Origin of the sequence: Nonomuraea sp. 3-1Str, from assembly GCF_031570565.1 — a bacterium.
Taxonomy (GTDB): domain Bacteria; phylum Actinomycetota; class Actinomycetes; order Streptosporangiales; family Streptosporangiaceae; genus Nonomuraea.
Genome location: NZ_JALHBK010000034.1, coordinates 61616 through 82499, shown reverse-complemented (window position 1 = coordinate 82499; position 20884 = coordinate 61616). Strand labels below are relative to the sequence as shown.

Sequence of the window (20884 nt, the reverse complement as noted above, 5' to 3'; positions counted from 1 at the left end):
GTCGTCTAGCCTTGGTCGGACGGTAAGGAGGAGGACGGATGGCGGCGGATGCGAGCGCGATCATCGCCGGGCTCGGCGGTGCCGGGAACATCATCGACATCGAGCCCTGCATCACCCGGCTGCGGACCGAGGTGCGCGACGCGTCCAAGGTCGACCGAGCCGCCCTCAAGGCGGCGGGCGCCCACGCCGTGATGGCGGCCGGCAACGTGGTCCAGGTCGTCGTCGGCCCGGAGGCCGACACGATCGCCAGCGACATCGAGGACCTCATCGGCTAGAGGGCGAGACCATGACGACTGTTCTCGCCCCTGTCCAGGGGTCGGCGGTGGAGTTGGCGGCCGTCCCCGATCCGGTGTTCTCCGCGGGGATGGTGGGTCCCGGAGCGGCGATCGACCCGCTGAGGGAGCCCGGCAAGGCCGTGGCCCCCATATCGGGGAGAATCATGAAACTGCACCCGCATGCCTACGTGATCGTCGGCGACGACGGCAGAGGCGTGCTGGTACATCTCGGCATCGACACTGTGCAGCTCAAGGGCGAGGGGTTCGAGCTCCTCGCGGCGGAGGGCGACCGGGTCAACGCCGGGCAGCCCGTCGTGGCCTGGGACCCGGCCGCGATCGAGGCGGGCGGGCGGTCGCCGGTCTGCCCGGTCGTCGCCCTCGACGCGGACGCCGGCTCGGTCAGCGGCGTCGCGGCGGGAACCGTCCGGGTAGGGGAGGAGTTGTTCCGTTGGCTCTGACCCGTCTGGTCTGACCGGGCGGTGATGACCCGCGTGGCTTCGCACCTTTTCCGGCATCGATGATGGTAGGAGGTCCAGCACGGTCTGGACCGGCACAGGAAGAAGGAGTTTTTCATGCCTGAACGCAAGGTCACCGTGGTGGCGGAGGTGGGACTGCACGCCCGCCCGGCGGCCACGTTCGTGCGGGCGGCGGTCAAGGCGCCCATGGACGTCTCGATCGCCAAGCCGGGCCGCGACCCGGTCAACGCCAAGAGCATCCTGCAGATCCTCGCGCTGGACGTGCAGCAGGACGAGACAGTCGTGATCAAGGCCGAGGGCGACGGCGCCGACGCCGTCCTGGACGAGCTCGCGAAGATCGCCGGATCGCCATGAGCCTGGCGGGGGCGGGAGTGAGCCCGGGCGCCGGACACGGGCCCGCGTACATCCTGACGGCGTCCGTCCCGGAACCCCCCGAGGACTCCGCCCACACGGGCGACGCGGACGCCGAGAAGGAGCGCGCCCTGGCGGCCCTCCACCAGGTGGCAGGCGAGCTGGAGTCGCGGGCGGACCGGCTGGAGGCCGACCCCGACGCTCCAGGGCGCGAGGGTGCCGACATCCTGCGGGCGCAGGCGCTCATGGCCGCCGATCCCGGGCTGGCCGTGGGGGTGGAGGCGCTCGTCGACGAGGGGGTCGCCGCGCCGCGGGCGATCTTCTCCGCCTTCGCGAAGTACCGGGCGGCGCTGGCGGGCGCCGGAGGCTACCTGGGAGAGCGGGTGGCGGACCTCGACGACGTCCGCGACCGCGCGATCGCCCTGCTCACCGGCCACCCCCTGCCGGGCCTGCCCAGCGAGCCGGCCCCGCCCGCCGAGCCCGGCGGAGCGCCCCGGCCGTACGTGCTGATCGCGCGCGACCTCGCCCCCGCCGACACCGCGCTGCTGTCGAGAGCCGTCGTCGCCGCGTTCGTCACGGAGAAGGGCGGGCCGACCAGCCACACCGCGATCCTCGCCCGCGCGATGGGCGTGCCCGCCGTCGTCGGCTGCGCCGGCGCGACCGCGATCCCGCCCGGCACGACCGTCCTGGTCGACGGGACCTCCGGCGAGGTACGGCCCGACCCGACCGGCGAGGAGCTGGCCAGGGTCGCGGGCGCCGCCCGGGCCCGCCGGGCGGCCGTGGAGCGGGCGGGCGAGGCCGGCCGGACCCGTGACGGCCACCCCGTGCCGCTGCTCGCCAACATCGGCGGCCCCGGCGACCTGGACGCCGCCCTGCACCACGGGGCGGAGGGCGTGGGTCTCTACCGGACCGAGTTCCTCTTCCTGGGCAGGAGGCAGGCGCCGCCGGCCGAGGAGCAGGAGCGGGCCTACCGGGCGGCGCTGGCGGCCTTCCCCGGCCGCACGGTGGTGGCCCGCACGCTCGACGCCGGCGCCGACAAGCCGCTGGCCTTCCTGCCGCCTCCCGCCGAGGAGCCGAACCCGGCGCTGGGGGAGCGCGGCCTGCGGCTGCTGCGCAGGTTCGGGGACGTCCTGGACGTCCAGCTCGGGGCGCTCGCCAGGGCCGCCGCCTCCGAGACGGCCGAGCTCCAGGTCATGGCGCCCATGGTGGCCACGGCCGAGGAGGCCGCGTGGTTCGCGGAGGCGTGCCGGGCCAGGGGGCTGCCCCGGGCGGGAGTGATGATCGAGGTGCCGGCGGCGGCGCTGCGGGCCGCGAGCCTGGCCGCCGAGGTGGACTTCCTGTCGATCGGCACCAACGACCTCGCGCAGTACGCGTTCGCCGCGGACCGGGAGCTCGGCACGCTGGGCGACCTCCAGGACCCGTGGCAGCCCGCCCTGCTCGACCTCGTCCACCTGACCGCCGCCGGCGCGTCGGGGGCGGGACGGCCGTGCGGCGTCTGCGGGGAGGCGGCGGCCGATCCGGCCCTGGCCTGCGTGCTGGTGGGGCTCGGGGTCACGTCGCTGTCCATGGGGGCCGCCGCGCTGCCGGCCGTGCGGGCGGGGCTGGGGGAGCACACGCTGGACCAGTGCCGGCGGGCGGCCGAGGCGGCACGCGCGGCCATGACCCCGGCTCAGGCCCGCACCGCCGCCCGCGCCGAGCTCCCGGCCCTCACCGCCCTCGGCCTGTGACCGGACGGCCTCGTGACCTGCGGCTTGTGACTCGCGGTGGCGCGCCGGGCCCGTCCCCCGCGGGCGGCCGGTAGCCGCGCGCGGCGCCGAGGGGGCCGTGGCGTGGATACGGTTGGAGGCATGTCTGGACGGATCGGCATGGCAGGGCTGCTCGTGTTCGCGTTGACGGCGTGCGGGGGAGGCGGCACGGCGGGGGCGACACCGGGCACCCGCGCCGCCGCCCCACCCGCCGCGCCCACCTCCCCCGCGGCCTCCCCCACGGCCACCGCCCCGGCCGGTGAGGACACCCCGGCGAGCACGTCCGGGGCCTCCGCGCCGAGCCGTGTCCCCGCCGCGAGCGGCGACGTGCGCCGGGTGCTGGCCCGGATGAGCGCGGAGGAGAAGGTCGGCCAGCTCTTCATGCCCCTCCTGTACGGCACGGCCGCAGGCACGGTGTCCGGCGAGAACCAGGCCAGGTACGGCGCCCAGACCCCGGCCAAGGTCATCGCCAGGTACCACCTCGGCGGTGTCATCCTCTTCCCCGCCAACATCAAGAGCGTCTCGCAGGTCGTCGCCCTCACCAACGGCCTGCAGGCCGCGTCCCCGCGCGTGCCGCTGATCATCGGCACCGACCAGGAGAACGGCCTGGTGTCCCGGATGGGCGCGCTGATGACGACGTTCCCGGGCGCCTCCACCGTGGGCGCCACCCGGGACCCGGCGCGGGCGCGGGCCGTCGCCAAGGCGACCGGCGAGGAACTGCGCGCCGTCGGCGTCAACCTGGACTTCGCCCCCGTCGCGGACGTCAACGTCAACCCGGACAACCCCGTCATCGGCCGGCGGGCCTACGGCGACGAGCCGGCGAAGGTCGCCACGATGGTCTCGGCCGCGGTCAAGGGCTTCGGCGACGCCGGGGTGGCCGCCACCGCCAAGCACTTCCCCGGCCACGGCGACACCGACGTCGACAGCCACACCGGGCTCCCGGTGATCAAGCACACGCGCGCGCAGTGGGAGCGGATCGACGCGCCGCCGTTCAGGGCGGCCATCGCGGCCGGGGTGGACGCGGTGATGAGCGCGCACATCGTGTTCCCGAAGCTCGACCCGTCGGGCGACCCCGCGACGCTGTCCAAGCCCATCCTGACCGGGCTGCTGCGGGAGAAGCTCGGCTTCAAGGGCGTGATCTCCACCGACGCGCTCAACATGGAGGGCGTGCGCAAGAAGTACGGCGACGGCGAGGTGGCCGTGCGCGCCGTGCTGGCCGGTGCCGACCTGCTGCTCATGCCCAACGACCTGCCCAAGGCGTACGACGCGGTCCTGTCCGCCGTGAAGTCGGGACGGATCAGCCGCGCCCGGCTCGACCAGTCCGTGACGCGGCTGCTGACCCTGCGGCAGGCCCGTGGCTTCCTGCGCGCGGCGCCGCGGGCCTCGGCGGCCGAGGCGGCCGGCGTGCTGCGCTCGGCCGAGCACCGCCGCCTGGCCGCCCGTGTCGCCCGCGAGGGCGGGTGACCGTCCCTGGGAGCCACGGCCGGCTGGCCGACCCCCTGGAAGGATTCAACCAGGTAATCCGGTGATCCTTTATCCCGGAATAGTGCCCATCATCGCCACACGTGCGACGCTCTACGCTTGGAGCGGGAGCAGGAGCGGGAGCGGTCCGAGGAGGCGGTGTGGTAGCGGGTGTTCTGATCGACTGGGGCGGGGTGCTGACCACCAGCATGTCCGACTCCATCGCGAAGTGGATCGCGGCCGACCGCATCGACCACGCCCACTATCACGCGGTCATGAGCGAGATGGTGCACCAGGCGTACGGCGACGCGGAGGAGGAGACGGTCGTCCACGCGCTGGAGCGCGGCGAGCTGGACGGCTCCGTCTTCGAGCGTGACCTGGCCGCCCGGCTGCTGACCCTCGACGGGGTGCCGCCGGAGGCGGAGGGCCTGCTGGAGCGGATGTTCGTCGGCTTCGAGCGCGCCGAGGCCATGTACGACATGCTGCGCGCGGTCAAGCGGCACGGGCTGCGCACGTGCCTGCTGTCCAACTCGTGGTCCAACACCTACCCGCGCGACGACTGGGACGAGATCTTCGACGCGGTCGTGATCTCCGGCGAGGTCGGCATGCGCAAGCCGGAGCCCCGCATCTTCCGGCACGCCCTCGACCTGCTGGCGCTGCCGGGCGAGTCGTGCGTGTTCATCGACGACATCGAGGCCAACATCGCCGCGGCCCGCGCCCTCGGCATCCACGGCATCCACCACCGCGACCCCGAGACGACCATCGCGTCCCTCGAGTCGCTCCTCCAGATCCCCCTCCGACCGGCATGATGGTGCCCTCGCACCCTGCCGACCGGTGCTTCCGCACGCTCTGAAAGGTTCCTGATGCGCGTCTACCTGCCGTGCACGCTGCCCGCCCTCGCCCGCGCGGTGGAGGCGGGCGAGCTGGGCCCGGCCCCGCTGACCGGTTACGCGGTGACGCCCGCGCTGACCGAGTGGTACGCCTCGGGCGACACCGAGGAGCTCGAGTACGTCGCGCTCACCGAGGCCGCCCGCGCCTCCCTGAGGCTGCTGGCCGCGGACCGCCCCGCCGAGCCCGTGAAGCCCGGGGACGAGCCGCCGGCAGGCGACGAGCCGCGGCCCGAGAAGGACGAGGACGGCCACGCGTGGGCGCCGCGGCGGGTGGTGGTGGCCGCCGAGGTGCCCGACGACACGCTGAAGGCCGGCGCCGACCTGGAGGAGCGGGCCACGGTGCGGCTGACCCGCCCGGTGCCGATGTCCAAGGTCGCCGCGGTGCACGTGGACGACCTGTACGCCGTGCCCGACATCGGGGCGGCCATCGAAGCGCTGCCCGCCTCCGACGCGGGCGACGACGACGCCCGCTTCACCGTGGACGGCGCCGAGGCGCACGAGCTCATGTGGTACGCCACGCAGGAGATCCCGCACCTGCTCCGGGACGATCATTAGGGACATGTTAAATACCGGGTAAAGTGCCTTGCCCCTTTCTTGATCGGACTGGCTAAGATCACAGGCTGGACTTGTCCGTGACAGAAGGAGTCGGTTTCTGTGAAGCTTCGAGCAGTGGTGACCGCCGTGGGCGCGCTGGCCACGGCCCTCATCGTGACGTCCCCCGCCCAGGCGGCCTCCGCCCGCGGGTACGACCACAAGGACCCCTACCAGACCGGGTGCGGCAACTCTGCCCGCACCGTCCGCACCGGGAATATCAACAGCCAGCTTGACGGCAAGATCGGCACCGTCATGCTCAAGTACTCGTTCCGGTGCAAGACCAACTGGGTCGAGATCAGCACGATCACCGCCGGCTACGGCTCGATCACCGTCCAGAACGCCAGGGGCACGGTGGACACCTTCCAGTTCAAGAAGGGCAACGGCGGCCGCCACTGGGGCAACATGGTGAACGGCAACAACATCTGCGCCTGGGGCAGCGCCAGCGTGAAGTGGGGCAGCGGCCAGGGCGGCCAGCGCGGTTCCGGCGGCACCGGCCAGGCCTGCAAGTAGCAGCCTGCCCCCGTACGGGCGTAGCCGCGGTCCAGTGGGCCGCGGCCCGTCCGTCCACCGGGATGTCACCGCCGGCCGCTAGTCTGGAACGGCCATGACGAAGCACATCATCTGGGACTGGAACGGCACGCTCTTCCACGACATCGACGCCGTCGTCGGAGCGACCAACGAGGTCTTCAGCTCCTACCAGCTGCCCCCTCTCACCGCCGACGGCTTCCGCGCCGTCTACACCCGGCCCATCTGGCTGGCCTACGAGCGGCTGCTGGGCCGCCCGCTGACCGAGGGCGAGTGGGAGACGCTCGACACCGGTTTCCACGAGCACTACTTCCGGCTGAGCGTGGCCTGCGGCCTGGCCGAGGGCGCGCTGGCCACGCTGGCGAGCTGGACGGGCACGCAGTCGCTGTGCTCGATGGCCCCCCACTCCCACCTGGTGCCGATCGTCGAGTCGTTCGGCATCACCGGTCACTTCACCCGGGTGGACGGGCTGGTCGGGGTCACCGGCGGCGAGAAGGCCGAGCACATGGCGGCCCACATCGAGGCGCTCGACGTGGAGCCGGGCCAGGTGCTGGTGATCGGCGACAGCGTCGACGACGGCATCGCCGCCCGCCACGTGGGGGCGCGGGCCGTCCTCTACACGGGCGGCATGACCTCGCGGGCGGACCTGGAGGCCACGGGCCTGCCGGTCGTCGACACCCTGGCCCAGGCCCTCGACCACATCTGACGGCCGCGGGTCCGGGAGCCACGCCGGTTCCCCCGGCCGTACCCTTGCAGGGTCCCCCCAGGAGGCCGCCATCAACCGCCTAGTGCTCTGGAACATCGACCTGACCCTGGTCGACGTCGCCATCGTCACCCGTGACGCCTACGCCGAGGCGTTCCGCGCCGTGACCGGCCGCCCGCTCGTCAAGCTCGCCCCGGCGCTGGGCCGCCCCGACTCCGAGATCGTCTTCGAGACCCTCGCCGTCAACGGCGTCGTGGCCGAGGACGCCCACCTGCCCAAGTTCCTCGCGGCGCTGGCCTCGGCCTTCGCCGACCGGCGCGGCCGGCTGCCGAAGGAGGGCCGGGCGATGCCCGGGGCCAAGGACGCGCTCAAGGCCGTGGCCCGGCTCGACGGCGTGGTCCAGTCCGTGCTGACCGGCACGATCAAGGGCAACGCCGTCCTGAAGCTGAAGGCGTTCGGCCTGGACAAGCACATCGACTTCGACCTCGGCGGCTACGGCGAGGAGGCCTACCCGAAGGCGACGCTGCTCCAGGTCGCGCAGGGGCGGGCCAGGCAGCGGCTGGGCACGCCGTTCACGGCCGCCAACACGGTGGTCATCGGCGACTCGGCGCGCGACGTCCAGGCCGCCCGGATCGGCGGCGCGGCGATGATCGCGGTGGCCTCGGGCCGCTCGACCACGGCCGAGCTGCGCGAGGCCGGGGCCGACATCGTGCTGCCCGACCTGTCCGACGCCGCCGAGGTGGTGGCCGCCGTCGCCCGCCTCACCACCCCGGCGTGACGCTCAGGCGAGCGCCTTGAGGAAGCGGGCCGCGACCGGGGCGGCGACGGCCGACCCGGCTCCGGCGCCCTCCACGATCACCGCGAACGCCAGGTCGCCGCGGTAGCCGACGAACCACGAGTGCGCGGGCGGCTCCTTGCCCGAGCCGTACTCCGCCGTGCCGGTCTTGCCGGCCGTGCCCTCCGGGAAGCTGACGTCGTGCGCCGTGCCGTCGGTCACGACGGCCGGCATGAGGTCGCGCAGCGCCCGCACGACGTTCTGCTCCAGAGGCCGGGGCCGGAGCGTGTGGTCCGGCATCCGTTCCTCCGGGACCAGCCGGGGCGGCCACCAGGCGCCGGCGGCGACGGCCGCGGCTACGGAGGCCATGTTGAGCGGGCTGGCCAGCACCCGGCCCTGCCCGATGGCGGCGGAGGCGAGGTCCGTGTCGTCCTTCGGCGCCGGGAACTCCGCCTTCACGGCCGGCACGCCCGGCGTGATCGCCGCGCCGAACCCGAAGTCGGCGGCCACCTTGGCGAGCCGGTCGGCGCCGAGCCGGTCCACCGTCATCGCGCCGAAGGTGGTGTTGCACGAGTGGGCGAAGGCGTCGCGGAAGGGCAGCGCGCCGTAGTCCTTGAAGCCGGCGTTGTGGAAGGGGAAGCCGCCGATGTTCTGCTCGGCGGGGCAGTTCACCTGCGCGTCGGGCTTCGCGCCGTCCGCGACCAGCGCGGAGGCGGTGACGACCTTGAACGTCGACCCGGGCGGGTACTTGCCGAGCAGCGCCCGGTTGAAGCCGCCGGGCTTGTTGACCACGGCGAGGATCTCGCCGGTGGAGGGCCGCAGCGCGACCAGCGAGGCCGGCTTGTCCACGCCCTCCAGCGCCCGGGCGCCCGCCCGGTGCACCTTGAGGTCGAGCGTGGTCTTCAGCGACTCCTTCCCCGTGGCCTTGACGAGGGTCTCGACCGGCTCCTCACCCTCGTAGAGCTCGATCGTGCTCTCCTTGTACGGGGCGAACCAGTCGGGGTACGTCTGCTTGAGGCCCTCGACGAGCTGCTGCACGGAGCCGGGCGTGCCCGGGGTGTCGATGCGCTCGCCGCCGGCGGCGAGGACGTGCGCCGGCTCGCCCGGCCGGGTGATCGTCCGCAGCGACCTGCCCTTCCCGAGCAGGCGGTGGATGGTGGCCGGGCTCCAGGCGATCTTCCACGTGCCGCCGCGCTCGACGAGCTTGAGCTCACCGTCGTAGTCCCAGTCCTTCACTCCTTGGAGCCCGGCGTCGAAGGACACGGTCCCGTCGTCCCCCACGCTCTGGGCGAAGACCCCGTTCGGTACGTCGCGGTGGAAGGAGGCGCGCTCGGCCTGGAGATCGGTGAGGAACCGCCGGTGCCAGTCCTCGAAGTCGGCGGGCGGGTCGGCGACGAGACGGCGCATCGCCGCGTAGTCCTGTGCCGACCACGCGTTCAGGTAGGCGTCGGCGGTCCGCTCCGGCGAGCCCTCGGTGCGCAGCGCCCAGAGCGTGCCGCCGGCCGCGAGCGCCGGGACGAGAAGTGCCGCGGTGATCCACGGCCACCTGCGCCGCCTGCGCGGCCGTGGGCTCTCCTCCCTGAGATGGGCGTACATTGTCCCCGTTGGTGGTGCCATGAGGTGAGAAGACCAGAATGACCTGCGCCCTGTCCAATACTGATATGGGCGAAGAAGTCATATGAGTTCAGATATAGTTGCTGCTCATGGACCTCGTCCGGCACCTTCGCTACTTCATCGTGGTGGCGGAGGAACTCCACTTCGGCAACGCCGCGATCCGGCTCGGCATGGCACAGCCGCCGCTCAGCCAGCGGATCAAGCGCCTGGAGGAGGAGCTCGGCGTGCGGCTGTTCGACCGCTCCGCCCGGCAGGTCCGGCTCACCGAGCCCGGCCGGCTGCTGCTCGGCGAGGCCCGCGAGATCGTCGCCCGGGTCGACCGGCTGCGTGAGCTGGCCCGCCACGGCCAGGGCGCCGTGCTGCGCGTCGGCGTCCCGCCCGACCTCGCGCCCGCCGTGATCGCCGGGCTCGTCGCCGGCTTCCGGGAGAGCCACCCCGGGATACGGCTCGCGCCCGCCGAGATCTGGACGGCCGAGCAGGTCGCCGCGCTGGCCGAGGGCGCCATCGACGTCGGCATCGTGCGCCACCCCGTCACCGCGCCCGGCCTGCTGTTCGGCCCGGCCCTGGTGCAGCCGCAGGGTGTGCTGCTGGCCGAGGAGGACTCGCTGGCCCGGGGCGGCGAGCTGCACCTGGCCGACCTGGCCGGCCGCGAGCTGCTGATGCCGCCCCGCGAGGGCGAGCCTGGCGTCCACGCGGAGGTGCTGGCCGAATGCCGCCGCCAGGGGTACGTGCCGCCGCAGGTCCACGAGGGCGCCGGGCTGGGCCTGGTGCTCGCCGGCGCGGCCGTCGCGTTCGGGCCGCGGGCGGAGCTGCCGGGGCTGGCCTGGCGCCCGCTGCTAGGCTCGCCGATCGCCGGTCGGGTCTCCACAGCCTGGCGGGCCGAGAGCGAAGCGGTCGCCGCGTTCTCCGCGATGGCCGTACGAACCCTGAAGGAGCGCGCCGGGATGGTGGACGAGGGCGCGGCGCCCGTGCGGCGGGTCAGCCGGCGGCCGGGAGTGCTGGCATGAGCGGGCCGGACTTCGGCGGCGTGTTCCGCGCGGCGGGCGTCACCGGCTGGCTGCACGCGACCGACATCGACACCGGCAGGCAGGTGGGGCACGGCTCCGACGACCCGGTGCCGACGGCGTCGGTGTTCAAGGTGCCGCTGCTGGTCGCCTTCTGCCGGCAGGCCGACGCCGGGCTGCTCGACCCGGCCGCGCCGGTGACCGTGCGGGCGGGTGAGCGGGTCTTCGGCCCCACGGGGCTGTCGGCCATGCTGGACGACGTCACGATGTCGCTGCGGGACCTCGCCTACCTGATGATCGCGGTCAGCGACAACACCGCCGCGGACGTGCTGTCGGAGCAGGTGGGGTTCGAGGCGATCAACGCCATGCTGGCCGGGTTCGGGCTGACGGGCACCCGGGTCCGGCAGAAGGCGGCCGACCTCTACGCGAGCATGGCCGAGGACGCCGGCCACAACTGGCCGTACCTCGACCTGGAGGAGATCGACCGGCTGCGCGTGCTCGACCCGCGGCGCACCAACCGCAGCACGCCGCGCGAGATGGCCACGCTGTTCGGGCTCATCTGGCGGGACGAGGCCGCCTCCCCCTCCTCCTGCGCCTGGATGCGGGCCGTGCTGAACAAGCAGGTGTGGCCGCACCGGCTGGCCTCCGGCTTCCCGTACGACGACGTGGACGTCAGCGGCAAGACCGGCACGCTGCCGACGCTGCGCAGCGAGGCGGGCGTGGTCGAGTACCCCGACGGCGGCCGGTACGCGGTGGCGGTGTTCACCCGGTCCTTCAGCCCCGCGGTCAACCAGCCGCGCGCCGACGCCGTGATCGGCACGGCCGCGCGTATGGCGGTGGACCACCTGAGGCGCTAGCTAGTTGTGTGGCGGATCGGGTATGACTTCCGGCCACACGGGCGACAGGATGGGGCACATGGTTGTTGAAGGGGCACTTCTCTGGGAGCCGACCGAAGAGATCGTCAAGCAGGCCAAGCTCACCCGGTACCTGGAGTGGCTCGGCCGGGCGGGGGCGGGCTACGAGGAGGTGTGGCGGTGGTCCGTCGAGCGTCCGGAGGACTTCTGGACGTCGATCTGGGACCACTTCGAGGTCGTCGGCGAGCGTGGTGACGGGCCCGTCATCTCCGGGACGATGCCGGGCGCCGAATGGTTCACCGGAAGCAGCCTCAACTACGCGGAGAACGCGCTGCGCCACTCCGGGGGCACGGCCCTGGTGTTCGTCTCGGAGGACGGCGCCCGCCAGGAGATCGGCCACGAGGAGCTGCGCGAGGAGGTCGCCCGCGTCCGGGCCGGCCTGGTGCGCCTCGGCGTCGGCCGCGGCGACCGCGTCGCCGCCTACCTGCCGAACATCCCGCAGGCGCTCGTCGCCTTCCTCGCCACCGCCTCCCTCGGCGCGATCTGGTCGGCCGGCTCGCCCGACTTCGGGGTGGCGAGCATCGTCGACCGGTTCAAGCAGATCGAGCCCAAGGTGCTGATCGCGGTCGACGGCTACCGCTACAACGGCAAGGCCTACGACCGCTCGACCGCGGTGAACGAGATCGCCGCCGCCCTGCCGTCGCTGCGCGCCACCGTGTGGATCCCGTACCTGTCGGCGGCGGCCGAGGGCCTGCCGCCCCAGCAGGCCGAGCCCGCCCCCGGGCCGGCGCGGTCCCTCCCGCACGGCGAGGTGATCGGCTGGGAGGGGCTGCGCTCGGAGCGCGGCCCGCTGGAGTTCGAGCGGGTGCCGTTCGGCCACCCGCTGTGGATCCTCTACTCCAGCGGCACCACCGGCCTGCCCAAGCCCATCGTCCACGGGCACGGCGGCGTGGTGCTGGAGCACCTGAAGTCCCTCTCCTTCCACCAGGACCTCGGCGAGGGGGACGTGTTCTTCTGGTACACCACCACGGGCTGGATGATGTGGAACTACCTCATCGGCGCCCTGCTGGTGGGGGCCGTCCCGGTGCTGTACGACGGCTCGGCCACGCATCCCTCACCCGCCACCCTGTGGCGGATCGCCGCCTCGGAGGGCGTCACCTACTTCGGGGTGGGCGCGCCGTACATCATGGCCTCCCTCAAGGCGGGTCTCCACCCCGAGGGGCTGGAGCGGCTGCGCGGCGTCGGCTCGACCGGCTCGCCGCTGCCGCCGGAGGGCTTCGCCTGGGTGCACGAGGAGCTGCCGGGCGTGCCGATCGGCTCGTTCTCGGGCGGCACGGACGTGTGCACCGGCTTCGTCGGCGCCACCGTGCTGCACCCCATCCGGGCGGGCGTCATCCCGTGCCGCTCGCTGGGCGCCGCCGTGGACGCCTACGACCCCGAAGGCCGGCCGGTCGTCGGCGAGGTGGGGGAGCTGGTGCTCACCCGGCCGATGCCGTCGATGCCGGTCATGTTCTGGAACGACCCCGAGGGCGAGCGCTACCGCGAGAGCTACTTCGACGTCTACCCCGGCGTCTGGCGGCACGGCGACTGGATCAAGATCGACGACGACGGGAGCTGCGTCATCTACGGCCGCTCCGACTCCACCCTCAACCGGGGCGGCGTCCGGATGGGCACGAGCGAGTTCTACCGGGTGGTCGAGCGGTTCGAGGACATCGCCGACAGCCTGGTCATCGACACCGGCGTGCTCGGCCAGGAGGGCAGGCTGCTGCTGTACGTGACCCTGGCCGAGGGGGCCGAGCTGACCGACGAGCTGACGCGCGCCCTGTGCGTGGCGCTGCGCGACGAGCTGTCGCCCCGGCACGTGCCCAACGAGATCCGGGCGGTCCCCGGGATCCCGCGCACCCTGTCGGGCAAGAAGCTGGAGGTGCCGGTCCGCAGAATCCTCCTCGGCACCCCCGTCGAGCAGGCCGCCAACCCCGACGCCATGGCCAACCCGGAGGTCCTGGAGCACTTCAGGCTAGACCCCCTGAGGGAGCCGGAACAGGCGTGACGGGTCGTAGGCGGCCTTGACCTGGGCCAGGCGGGCGGCGTTCGCCCCGTAGTAGGCGGTACGCCAGTTCTTCAGGTCCGGGTCGATGTAGTTGACGTAGGCGTGCTCGCCGAAGTGCGGGGCCATGGCGCTCTGGATCCGGCGCAGCCAGGCGCGGTCGTTGCCCTCCTGGTAGTACTGCACGCTGTACAGCGCCGCCCGGTGGGGGAAGGCCGTCGCGTCGGGCCGTACCCGGGCGACGGCGCCGCCCATGGCGTCGAACAGCACCGAGTGCGGCCCGGGGCGGCTCACCTCGGCCACCAGCGCCCGCACCCCGTCCGGGGTGAGCGGCCGGTAGGCCAGGTGCGACTTGGCGGCGAAGGCGGCCCGGCCCAGCCGCCCGTGCGGCGAGGGGTGGCACTGGTCCACGGTCAGCGACGAGCACCCGCCCATCACCTTCATCGCCTGGAGGTACGAGGTCCGGTAGACGGTGCGGGACGCCGGGCGGCCGATCCGGGCCACGACGGGGGCGAGCAGCCGGTCCAGCTCGGCCTTGCCGCCCAGGTGCACCCCGGTGATCCGCACCTCCGGCCCGCCCGGGTCGCGCGTGAGGTGCAGCGTGGACCACAGCTCGTCGGGCGCGGCGGGCGCCCACTCCTGCCAGGCCGCCAGCGCGGCCGCCGCCTTCGCCCAGGTCCAGCGCAGGAAGAACACGTTCAGGTCGCTCGTCGCGTGGGTGCGGAACGTGAACGACACGGCGACGCCGAAGTTGCCGCCGCCACCGCCCCGGCACGCCCAGAACAGGTCGGGGTGGTTCCGCTCGTCGCAGTCCAGCACCCGGCCGTCGGCCGTCACGATCCGTACGGACTCCAGCGTGTCGCAGGTCAGGCCGTACTTCCTGGACAGCACGCCGATGCCGCCGCCCAGCGCGAGGCCGCCCACCCCGACCGTGGGGCAGGTGCCCGCCGGGACGCTCACCCCGTGCCGGGCCAGCGTGGAGTACACGTCGATCAGCTTGGCCCCGGCCCCGACCGTCGCCCGGCCGTCCGCGTAGCCGACCTTGTTCATCCGGGAGACGTCCACGACCAGGCCGGTGCCGGTGGACCAGCCCGCGTAGGAGTGGCCGCCGGAGCGGGCCGTGACCGGCAGCCCGTTCGCGCGGACGAACGCCAGGCAGCGCGCGACGTCGGCCGGGCCGGCGCAGTAGGCGACGCCGCGCGGCCTGATCCGGTCGAAGACCGGGTTGAACAGGCGGCGGGCCGAGCCGTAGCCGGAGTCGCTGGGCAGCACCAGCGTGCCCGACAGGCCGCGCCGCAGTTTCGCCCAGTCCGGCGCCCGGGTGTGCCCGGTGGAGAGCACGGGAGCCAGCACAGGGGCGAGCGCCGCGGCGCGGAGGAAGTGGCGGCGGTCCATGGTCGGCTCCCAGCGGTCATCGTCGGTACATCCGGTGAGATGCCGCCGTGGACGTGCGGGTTCATCACGATCTGATGTATGCGCGCAGGACACGCCGTCGCAGGCGCACGCGGGGAGCCCGCGGGCCCGCCGGAGCCCCTCCCGGCGGGCCCGCGGGCCGCTCAGCCCGTGCGCGCCATCGACGACTCGGCCAGGCGCAGCGCCAGCGCGGGGCACATGTCGACCGCGCGGCGCGCCTCCTTCGCCATCCAGCCCGGCACGGTCCGGAACGACGGGAAGCCGTACTCGTCCAGCTCCACGAACTCCGGCAGCAGGTGCGCGCACAGCCCGTGCCCCTGGCAGCGGGTCCAGTCCACGTCCAGCCGGTACTCCGGCTCCACCTCCTGCTCCGGCAGCGGCAGCACGCCGAGCACCGGCCGGCCGCACGAGCCGAACTCCAGGTGCAGCGCGATGTCGCTCTCGAACGCGTCCAGCGCCGACAGCACGAACTTGGCCGTGCCGTCCGGGTGGAAGCACGCGCCCCGCCGCTCGACGGCCCGCACCGCCCGGCGCACGGCGTCGGTCGAGCCGGTCCCGTCCGCCAGCGCGAGGAGCTGCCGGGCGACGTCCGGCAGGCCCAGCCGGCACGGGCCGCACTGGCCGGCCGACTGCGCGGCCAGGTAGGCGGCCACCCGGGCCGCCTCGCCCAGCGGGCAGGTCGCCTCGCCCAGCGGCACGATGATCCCCGCGCCGAGGTCGGCGCCGGCCTGCTTCATGCCCTCGCGGGAGATGACCGCCGACACGGCCGCCTGGGGCGTCAGGAAGGCGCCGTGGTAGCCGCCCATCAGCACGCCCTCGCCCGGCTCGGCGTCGCACAGGTCGAGCACGTCGGCCAGCAGCGTGCCCGTCTGCGCCTCGATGACCACGTTGGTCGCGGCGCCGCCGCTGACCGTGAGCAGCACGGTCCCGGGCTCCTTGCTGGTGCCCACCTCGGCGTACTTCTCCGGGCCCAGCTCGGCGAGCAGGGCGAGCTGGGCGAAGGTCTCGGTGTTGGACAGCAGGGTAGGCAGGCCGTCCACGCCGCTCGTCGCGGCTCGCTTCTTGCGGCCCGGCGGGATGCCCTCCAGGCCGTTCACGGCGCGGACGAGTGCCCCGCCCTCGCCGGAGATGAACCGCTCCTCGATCCCGACCACGCGGATCGGGATGTGGCTCTCGGTCGCGCCCGCGACCTTGGCGGCGCGCCGCTCGGCCACGGCGGCGGCGATGGAGGACTCGGCCACCTCGCCGCGGGCGGTGGCGACGATCACCTCGCGGGCGTTCAGCGCCTCGGCGGCCAGCACGGCGCCGTCGAGGACGAGATGGGGGGCGCGGATGAGCAGCATCGCGTCCTTCGAGCTGGCCGGCTCGCCCTCGGCGCCGTTGACCAGCACCACGCTCTCGCGGGAGCCGGCGGCGTCGGCGACGGCGCGCAGCTTGCGGCCGAAGGGGAAGGCGGCGCCGCCCCGGCCGCGCATGTCGACCTCGTTCACCTCCGCGATGAGGGTCTCCACGTCGCGGGGGGCGGGCTCGCCGTGCAGCGTGCGGTGCGCCGGCAGGTCGAGCCGCCTGGTGTGGTCCAGCCCGGCGGTCAGCCGGGCGGGGCCCAGCCGCAGCACATCCGGTGCTCGGTGCGGGATCACAACGTCTCCTGGATGGTCGTCTCCTGGGGGGCGAGGAGAGAGATCTCCTTGGTGATGCGGAGGTCCCCGGGAGCGGGGGTCTCCGGAAAGACGGGGAGCCCCGTGGGAGCGGGGGTCTCCTGGGAGGCGCGGGGCGGGATCATCCCGCCTCCCTGTACTTCCGCCGTGCGGCGGCCAGGCTGACCGGGGCGTCGACCTCCTTCAGGCGGCGAGCCGCGGGCGCGTCGGAGACCGCGGGAGTGGGCACGAGCTCCGGCCGTACCGCCGGGCGCAGGACCGTGGCCAGCACCCGGACGAGCAGTGCCGACCCGACCGCCGCCAGGCAGGCCGAGTACGACCAGGTGACCCAGGCCGCGGCGTTGCGGCCGGCGGTCAGCCCGTGCAGGATGGCCACCGGCCAGGCCAGGTAGGCGCCGGCGTGCATCGTCCGCCACATCCACGGCTTGCCCGTCACCGCGAAGCGTCCCCGGATGACGCCCGTCACCACGACCGCGATCATGAGGTTGGAGGCGAGGGCGCCGAAGCCCACCCAGACACCGGCCACGGGGATCACGGCCGCGGCCGGCGGGACGTGGCCGAGGCTGACCATGAGGCCGATGTGGGTGACCATGTAACCCATGCCGATCGCGGCGGTGGCCCGGTGTGCGAGCTGGGCCCTGACGCGGTTCGACGGGGAGAGGAAGACGCGCTCGGTCGTGAGCAGGCCGAGCCCGACGGTGGCGGTCAGCAGCACCAGGGCGAAGACCCCGGCGTAGAACTCGAGGAAGCTCACCCCCTGGCCGAACACGGACATGCCGCGGTCGGTCCTGGTCAGGGCGAAGGCCGACAGGGCCAGCGCCATGATGGCCGCGCTCAAGCCGAGCCGGACGTTCCTGGTGTCCAGCTTGGCCGGCGCGTGCCGGGGGTGTCGTCTGTGGAGCATTCTTTCCCTCCAAGGTCAGTTGAGGGTGCGCCTCGGGAGGGTCCGGGCCGTTCTGATCTTTCGCCGTCCACCCAGATCGCCCGTCCGGCGCCCGCCGGCCCGTGACCGCCGCTCCGGCTTGCCGCCGCGCCCGGCCCGGGATGGCGGGCTCGTGCGCGGTACGGCGGGAGGGCGGTGTCGGGTGGCGGGGCCGGCGGGCGACCCGGTGGATGGCGCGTGATCAGGTCAGCAGCGGCGGCCCCGGTTGATGCAGTCGACCACGAAGGACATCAGCCGGTCGGACATGACGTTGGCGAAGTCCGCGTGGTCGGTGATGGGGTTGTGCTGCTGTTCGGGGAAGGCGTCCACGGCGAACGAGGGACCCTGCGGAACGCTGTAGGAGAGGGTCATCCGCAGCTGCGGAACAGCCTTCATACCTCCGGGGCAGGCACCGCTCTGGTCAGGGAAGACCACGTGCGTGCGGTGGTTGGCGCTGTCGGTGTTCTGCCCGTCCCAGCAACTCGGGAAGTTCAGAATACGCAGCACCTGACTACCCCGCGGGCAAAGCGGATATTTCGTGGTGATTCGGTTCTGGAAGCCGGTGCAGCTCCAGGCCGCGCGGGCGTTGGCCCCGCCGTTCGTGGCCGCCTTGGCGTCACCGGTGATCAGTCGCAGGAACCGCGGCATGGCCGTCACCCGGGACGCCGGGTTGCCGCGGAACTGGAGCGTCACCGAGCGGGCACGCAGCACCTGGCCGACGTTGCCGTCCGGGTCGTTGACGTTCACGTCCACCTTGCGGTCGCGGAGCACCGGCCAGAAGTACGTCGACTTGTCGCCGAACCGGCACGTCGTTCCCGCCGCCGAGAGGCTCTCGTCGGTCGAGAACCCGTTCGTGGACAGGTTGCCCACGTAGTCGTGCAGGTGGTGGGCGCCGTTCGACACGCCCGGCGCGACGATGAAGTTGTCCGGGTTGTTGTGCCCGTTGCGGTTGGTGCCGCACGCGGAGACGAACGTGCCACGCGAACCGCCCCGGCCGCCACGAGGCGGGTCGATCGAGGTCTGCTGGACCTGGCGGATGTCGACGAAGTCGGTCAGGAACGGGCCCAGGTCGGCGCACTCCGCCTCGCCGCCGCCGGTGGCCGTGGGGGACGGCGTGGCGGTGGGCCGCCGGGTCGGCTGCTGCTGGTTGCCCCGGCCGCGCCGGCGGAACAGCGGGTTCGCCGACTGGGTGGGCTGGGCCGCCTGCTGGTCGCCCTGGTCCTGGCCGTCCTGGTCCTGGCCGTTCGGGTCGGGCGCCGGGGAGAGCGCACCGCCGCCGTCGCCCTGCTGGTCGGTGTTCTGCTGCTGCTGGTCGCCGTTGCGCTGGTTCGTGTTCTGCTGCCGGCCGTCGGGGGGCTGGTTGGCCTGGTCCTGGTCCTGGTTCTGGTTGTTCTGGTCCTGACCCTGGTCCTGCTGGCCTTGGTCCTGCTGGCCTTGGTCCTGCTGGCCTTGGTCCTGGTTGTCCTGGTCCTGGCCGTCCGGCGCCTGCGTGGGCTGGCCCTGGCGCTGGGCCCTCGTCGTCGTCTGCTCCTGGTGGCCCTGCTCTGCGGGGTCGCAGTGGTCGGCGAGCGCCGGGCTGACGCTGAAGACGGCCGCGGACACCAGACCGCCGGCCACCACGGCCAGGGCGGACATGGCCGCGGCCATGCGTCTCGACTTACTCATGGTTGTCTCCTCGTTTCGACCGCCGCGGGGGCGGGTGGAGTGGCCGAGGGGGTCGGGGGCTCGGGCAGCTCGTCGAAGTCGACCAGGCCGGTGGACTCCAGCAGCGTCATGTGCTTCATGACCACGTTCACCGCCTGCTGGGCGAACTTGCGTACCTCGCCGTTCCGGGTCCCGGATCGGACGCCCGCCACGACGGTGAAGACCTTCCCGTGCGCCGCGCGCAGCAGGTTGGCGAAGTCCCGGTCGAAGGCGGGGCCGTTCTCGGCCGCCAGTTGAGCCATCCAGCTCTGCTGGTCGGGATTGGGCTGGTCGGGCAGCGGCACGCCCAGCTTGGCCGCGAGCCGGCGGGTGACCACGTCCAGCTTGGTGTGGTCCTCCACCAGATGCATGCCGACGTCCTTGACCCGATCGGACCCCGCGCGTTCCTGCGCGTACCGTCCGACGGGTATCTCCCAGAGCCCTGCCTGCCGTACCTTGACCAGGAGGTCGCGGTCGGCCGGCCCCAGCGGGCCGGAGGGCAGCACCGTCCACTCGGCGGACACGGGCGCGGCCGACGATGGCATGACCAGGAAAATCGTCGCCACCGCGGCCACGGCGAAGCCGCCGAACATGAGGACCTCACCGCGTAGAAGCCTGTGCATGACCGGAGGTACGCGGAGCCTCCAGGACCGGTTCACTCATAGCGGCGAATAGTCAGAAATGACTGGAGTTATCGGAGTGGCTACCGGACGCATAACGAAGGTGTAAAGATGTGCCCCGTGCTAAGTCACCTCGACGGCAGGTTCGAGAGTGCGGATGCCGAGGCGGAGCATCGCATAGCGGTGCTCTACCAGGAGTTCGGCGGCCCTCTGCTGCGCCACATACGCAAGTCGACCGGTAACGATCTTCAATGGGCTGAGGACGTCGTACAGGAGACGCTCGTCAGGGCCTGGCGTAACTCGGCAAGACTGCAATGGGAACCGAGTCTCATCTGGGCGTGGCTGCTGACCGTGGCCCGCCGCATCGTGATCGACGGTCGCCGGCGCAAGAGCGTCCGGCCCCATGAGGTCGAACCCCCCGAAGTCGACATGTTGGCGGTCCCCGACGGGTCCGAGCGGGCGTTGTCGGCGATCGTCGTCGCCGACGCGCTGCGGAGCCTGTCGGAGGAGCACCGCGAAGTCATCGAGCAGACCTATCTCCGGGACCGTACGATAAGCGAGGCGGCGGAGATACTGGGGATCCCACCGGGTACGGTGAAGTCAAGGCTGTATTACGGGATCCGCGCTCTGCGCGAGCTTCTGCGGGACAAGGGGGTAGCCGGCTGATGCACGAAGAGGTGGCCGCTTACGTCCTTGGCGTCCTCGACGAAGAGGAGCTGGAGGCGTTCGAGCGTCACCTCGACGCGTGCGCGTCATGCCAGGAGGAGCTCAAGGAGCTGGCCACGCTCCCCGACCAGCTCGACGACTTGAAGCACCACCCCTCCGCCTCCGAGGACGATCCCCCCATGTCGATGTCACGTTGACGTCTTCGCCCTTTTCGGGTGATATCGGTACGGCAAGGCATGCGTCCGGCCGGCCGAAGGCCGGGCGATCTGGGGGAGGTGTTCGGTGGGGCCCGACACGGCTGCGCCCATCCTCCCGTACGGATGGGCCGGCGAAGAAGACGGCCCGCCATCCCGCGGCGCTCCGCCGCGTCGGCACGTCACTCCCTTCTCCAAGGCGGGCGCGCCCGCCTTGTGGGATGCTGGTGGCACCGCCTTTTCCCAGCGTGGCCTGCCGCTTCACCGCGGCGGCCCCCGCATGCGGACCGGCGCCGTGCCGGACACAGAAGGTCCGGGCACGGGCGGTCCGAAGGGCCCTTGCCGTTCGCGGGCGATGACGCGCGCGTACTACTTCCCGCCCCCGTGGGAACCAGAGGCCTGGCTATGAACATG

Annotated in this window: 22 protein-coding genes; 15 read left to right on the top strand and 7 right to left on the bottom strand. The window is 72.9% G+C overall.

The features are described 5' to 3' along the window. Positions 1-38: 38 nt before the first annotated feature. From MTP10_RS36570 to MTP10_RS36525, 10 genes are all read left to right on the top strand, one after another. Entirely contained in the window at positions 39-275 is a 237-nt protein-coding gene (locus tag MTP10_RS36570; protein WP_310715748.1) for a glucose PTS transporter subunit EIIB, read from the top strand. Between the two features lie 11 nt (positions 276-286). Continuing rightward, positions 287-733: a PTS glucose transporter subunit IIA gene (locus MTP10_RS36565; RefSeq protein WP_310715746.1), complete on the top strand. Its 447-nt coding sequence runs from the start codon at positions 287-289 to the stop codon at positions 731-733. A gap of 114 nt (positions 734-847) precedes the next feature. Beyond that, positions 848-1105, top strand: a complete 258-nt coding sequence (locus MTP10_RS36560) for an HPr family phosphocarrier protein (RefSeq protein WP_310715744.1) — start codon at positions 848-850, stop codon at positions 1103-1105. Continuing rightward, positions 1102-2829 carry a phosphoenolpyruvate--protein phosphotransferase gene (gene ptsP, locus MTP10_RS36555; RefSeq protein ID WP_310715742.1) on the top strand — a complete coding sequence of 576 codons (1728 nt, stop codon included), beginning with the start codon at positions 1102-1104 and terminating at the stop codon, positions 2827-2829. Before MTP10_RS36560 ends, ptsP begins: the two co-directional genes overlap by 4 nt. Before the next feature lie 120 nt (positions 2830-2949). Next, positions 2950-4311 carry a beta-N-acetylhexosaminidase gene (gene nagZ / locus MTP10_RS36550; protein WP_310715741.1) on the top strand — a complete coding sequence of 454 codons (1362 nt, stop codon included), beginning with the start codon at positions 2950-2952 and terminating at the stop codon, positions 4309-4311. A 158-nt stretch (positions 4312-4469) separates the two neighbouring features. Then, a complete protein-coding gene (locus MTP10_RS36545; protein ID WP_310715739.1) occupies positions 4470-5117 on the top strand; it encodes an HAD family phosphatase in 648 nt (215 codons plus the stop codon). A 54-nt stretch (positions 5118-5171) separates the two neighbouring features. Beyond that, entirely contained in the window at positions 5172-5753 is a 582-nt protein-coding gene (locus MTP10_RS36540; protein WP_310715737.1) for a DUF6912 family protein, read from the top strand. Between the two features lie 99 nt (positions 5754-5852). After that, positions 5853-6302 carry a DUF2690 domain-containing protein gene (locus MTP10_RS36535; RefSeq protein WP_310715735.1) on the top strand — a complete coding sequence of 150 codons (450 nt, stop codon included), beginning with the start codon at positions 5853-5855 and terminating at the stop codon, positions 6300-6302. Between the two features lie 94 nt (positions 6303-6396). Beyond that, positions 6397-7023: an HAD family hydrolase gene (locus MTP10_RS36530; protein WP_310715733.1), complete on the top strand. Its 627-nt coding sequence runs from the start codon at positions 6397-6399 to the stop codon at positions 7021-7023. An 82-nt stretch (positions 7024-7105) separates the two neighbouring features. After that, a complete protein-coding gene (locus MTP10_RS36525) occupies positions 7106-7798 on the top strand; it encodes a haloacid dehalogenase-like hydrolase (protein ID WP_310715731.1) in 693 nt (230 codons plus the stop codon). A 3-nt stretch (positions 7799-7801) separates the two neighbouring features. On the opposite strand, the gene MTP10_RS36520 is transcribed toward MTP10_RS36525, so the two are convergent. Then, on the bottom strand, positions 7802-9412 hold the full coding sequence (locus MTP10_RS36520; RefSeq protein ID WP_310715729.1) for a penicillin-binding transpeptidase domain-containing protein: 1611 nt from the start codon (positions 9410-9412) through the stop codon (positions 7802-7804). Positions 9413-9498: 86 nt separating this feature from the next. Here MTP10_RS36520 and MTP10_RS36515 point away from each other — a divergent pair, with 86 nt between their 5' ends. From MTP10_RS36515 to MTP10_RS36505, 3 genes are read left to right on the top strand one after another with little or no spacing between them, the layout of a single operon-like run. Next, on the top strand, positions 9499-10416 hold the full coding sequence (locus MTP10_RS36515; protein ID WP_310715728.1) for a LysR substrate-binding domain-containing protein: 918 nt from the start codon (positions 9499-9501) through the stop codon (positions 10414-10416). Beyond that, positions 10413-11270: a serine hydrolase gene (locus MTP10_RS36510; protein WP_310715726.1), complete on the top strand. Its 858-nt coding sequence runs from the start codon at positions 10413-10415 to the stop codon at positions 11268-11270. The genes MTP10_RS36515 and MTP10_RS36510 overlap by 4 nt, the downstream gene beginning before the upstream one ends. A 58-nt stretch (positions 11271-11328) precedes the next feature. Continuing rightward, complete coding sequence (locus MTP10_RS36505) at positions 11329-13317, top strand: acetoacetate--CoA ligase (protein ID WP_310715724.1); 1989 nt, start codon at positions 11329-11331, stop codon at positions 13315-13317. Here MTP10_RS36505 and MTP10_RS36500 read toward each other — a convergent pair. The 6 genes from MTP10_RS36500 to MTP10_RS36475 form a co-directional block, all read right to left on the bottom strand. Continuing rightward, positions 13285-14709, bottom strand: a complete 1425-nt coding sequence (locus MTP10_RS36500) for an FAD-binding oxidoreductase (protein ID WP_310715722.1) — start codon at positions 14707-14709, stop codon at positions 13285-13287. The genes MTP10_RS36505 and MTP10_RS36500 overlap by 33 nt on opposite strands. Before the next feature lie 161 nt (positions 14710-14870). After that, entirely contained in the window at positions 14871-16367 is a 1497-nt protein-coding gene (locus MTP10_RS36495) for an NADH-ubiquinone oxidoreductase-F iron-sulfur binding region domain-containing protein (RefSeq protein WP_310715721.1), read from the bottom strand. After that, positions 16364-16510, bottom strand: a complete 147-nt coding sequence (locus tag MTP10_RS36490; protein ID WP_310715720.1) for a hypothetical protein — start codon at positions 16508-16510, stop codon at positions 16364-16366. Before MTP10_RS36490 ends, MTP10_RS36495 begins: the two co-directional genes overlap by 4 nt. Continuing rightward, positions 16507-17289, bottom strand: a complete 783-nt coding sequence (locus tag MTP10_RS36485; protein ID WP_310715719.1) for a hypothetical protein — start codon at positions 17287-17289, stop codon at positions 16507-16509. Before MTP10_RS36485 ends, MTP10_RS36490 begins: the two co-directional genes overlap by 4 nt. Before the next feature lie 225 nt (positions 17290-17514). Continuing rightward, positions 17515-18972, bottom strand: coding sequence for a DUF1996 domain-containing protein (locus MTP10_RS36480; RefSeq protein ID WP_310715718.1), 1458 nt, complete (start codon positions 18970-18972; stop codon positions 17515-17517). Continuing rightward, positions 18969-19613, bottom strand: coding sequence for a DUF4142 domain-containing protein (locus MTP10_RS36475; protein ID WP_310715717.1), 645 nt, complete (start codon positions 19611-19613; stop codon positions 18969-18971). The genes MTP10_RS36480 and MTP10_RS36475 overlap by 4 nt, the downstream gene beginning before the upstream one ends. 108 nt (positions 19614-19721) lie before the next feature. Here MTP10_RS36475 and MTP10_RS36470 point away from each other — a divergent pair, with 108 nt between their 5' ends. Both MTP10_RS36470 and MTP10_RS36465 read left to right on the top strand, forming a co-directional pair. Further along, a complete protein-coding gene (locus MTP10_RS36470; RefSeq protein WP_310715716.1) occupies positions 19722-20276 on the top strand; it encodes a sigma-70 family RNA polymerase sigma factor in 555 nt (184 codons plus the stop codon). Then, a complete protein-coding gene (locus MTP10_RS36465; RefSeq protein WP_310715715.1) occupies positions 20276-20473 on the top strand; it encodes a zf-HC2 domain-containing protein in 198 nt (65 codons plus the stop codon). Before MTP10_RS36470 ends, MTP10_RS36465 begins: the two co-directional genes overlap by 1 nt. The last annotated feature ends 411 nt before the right edge of the window (positions 20474-20884 follow it).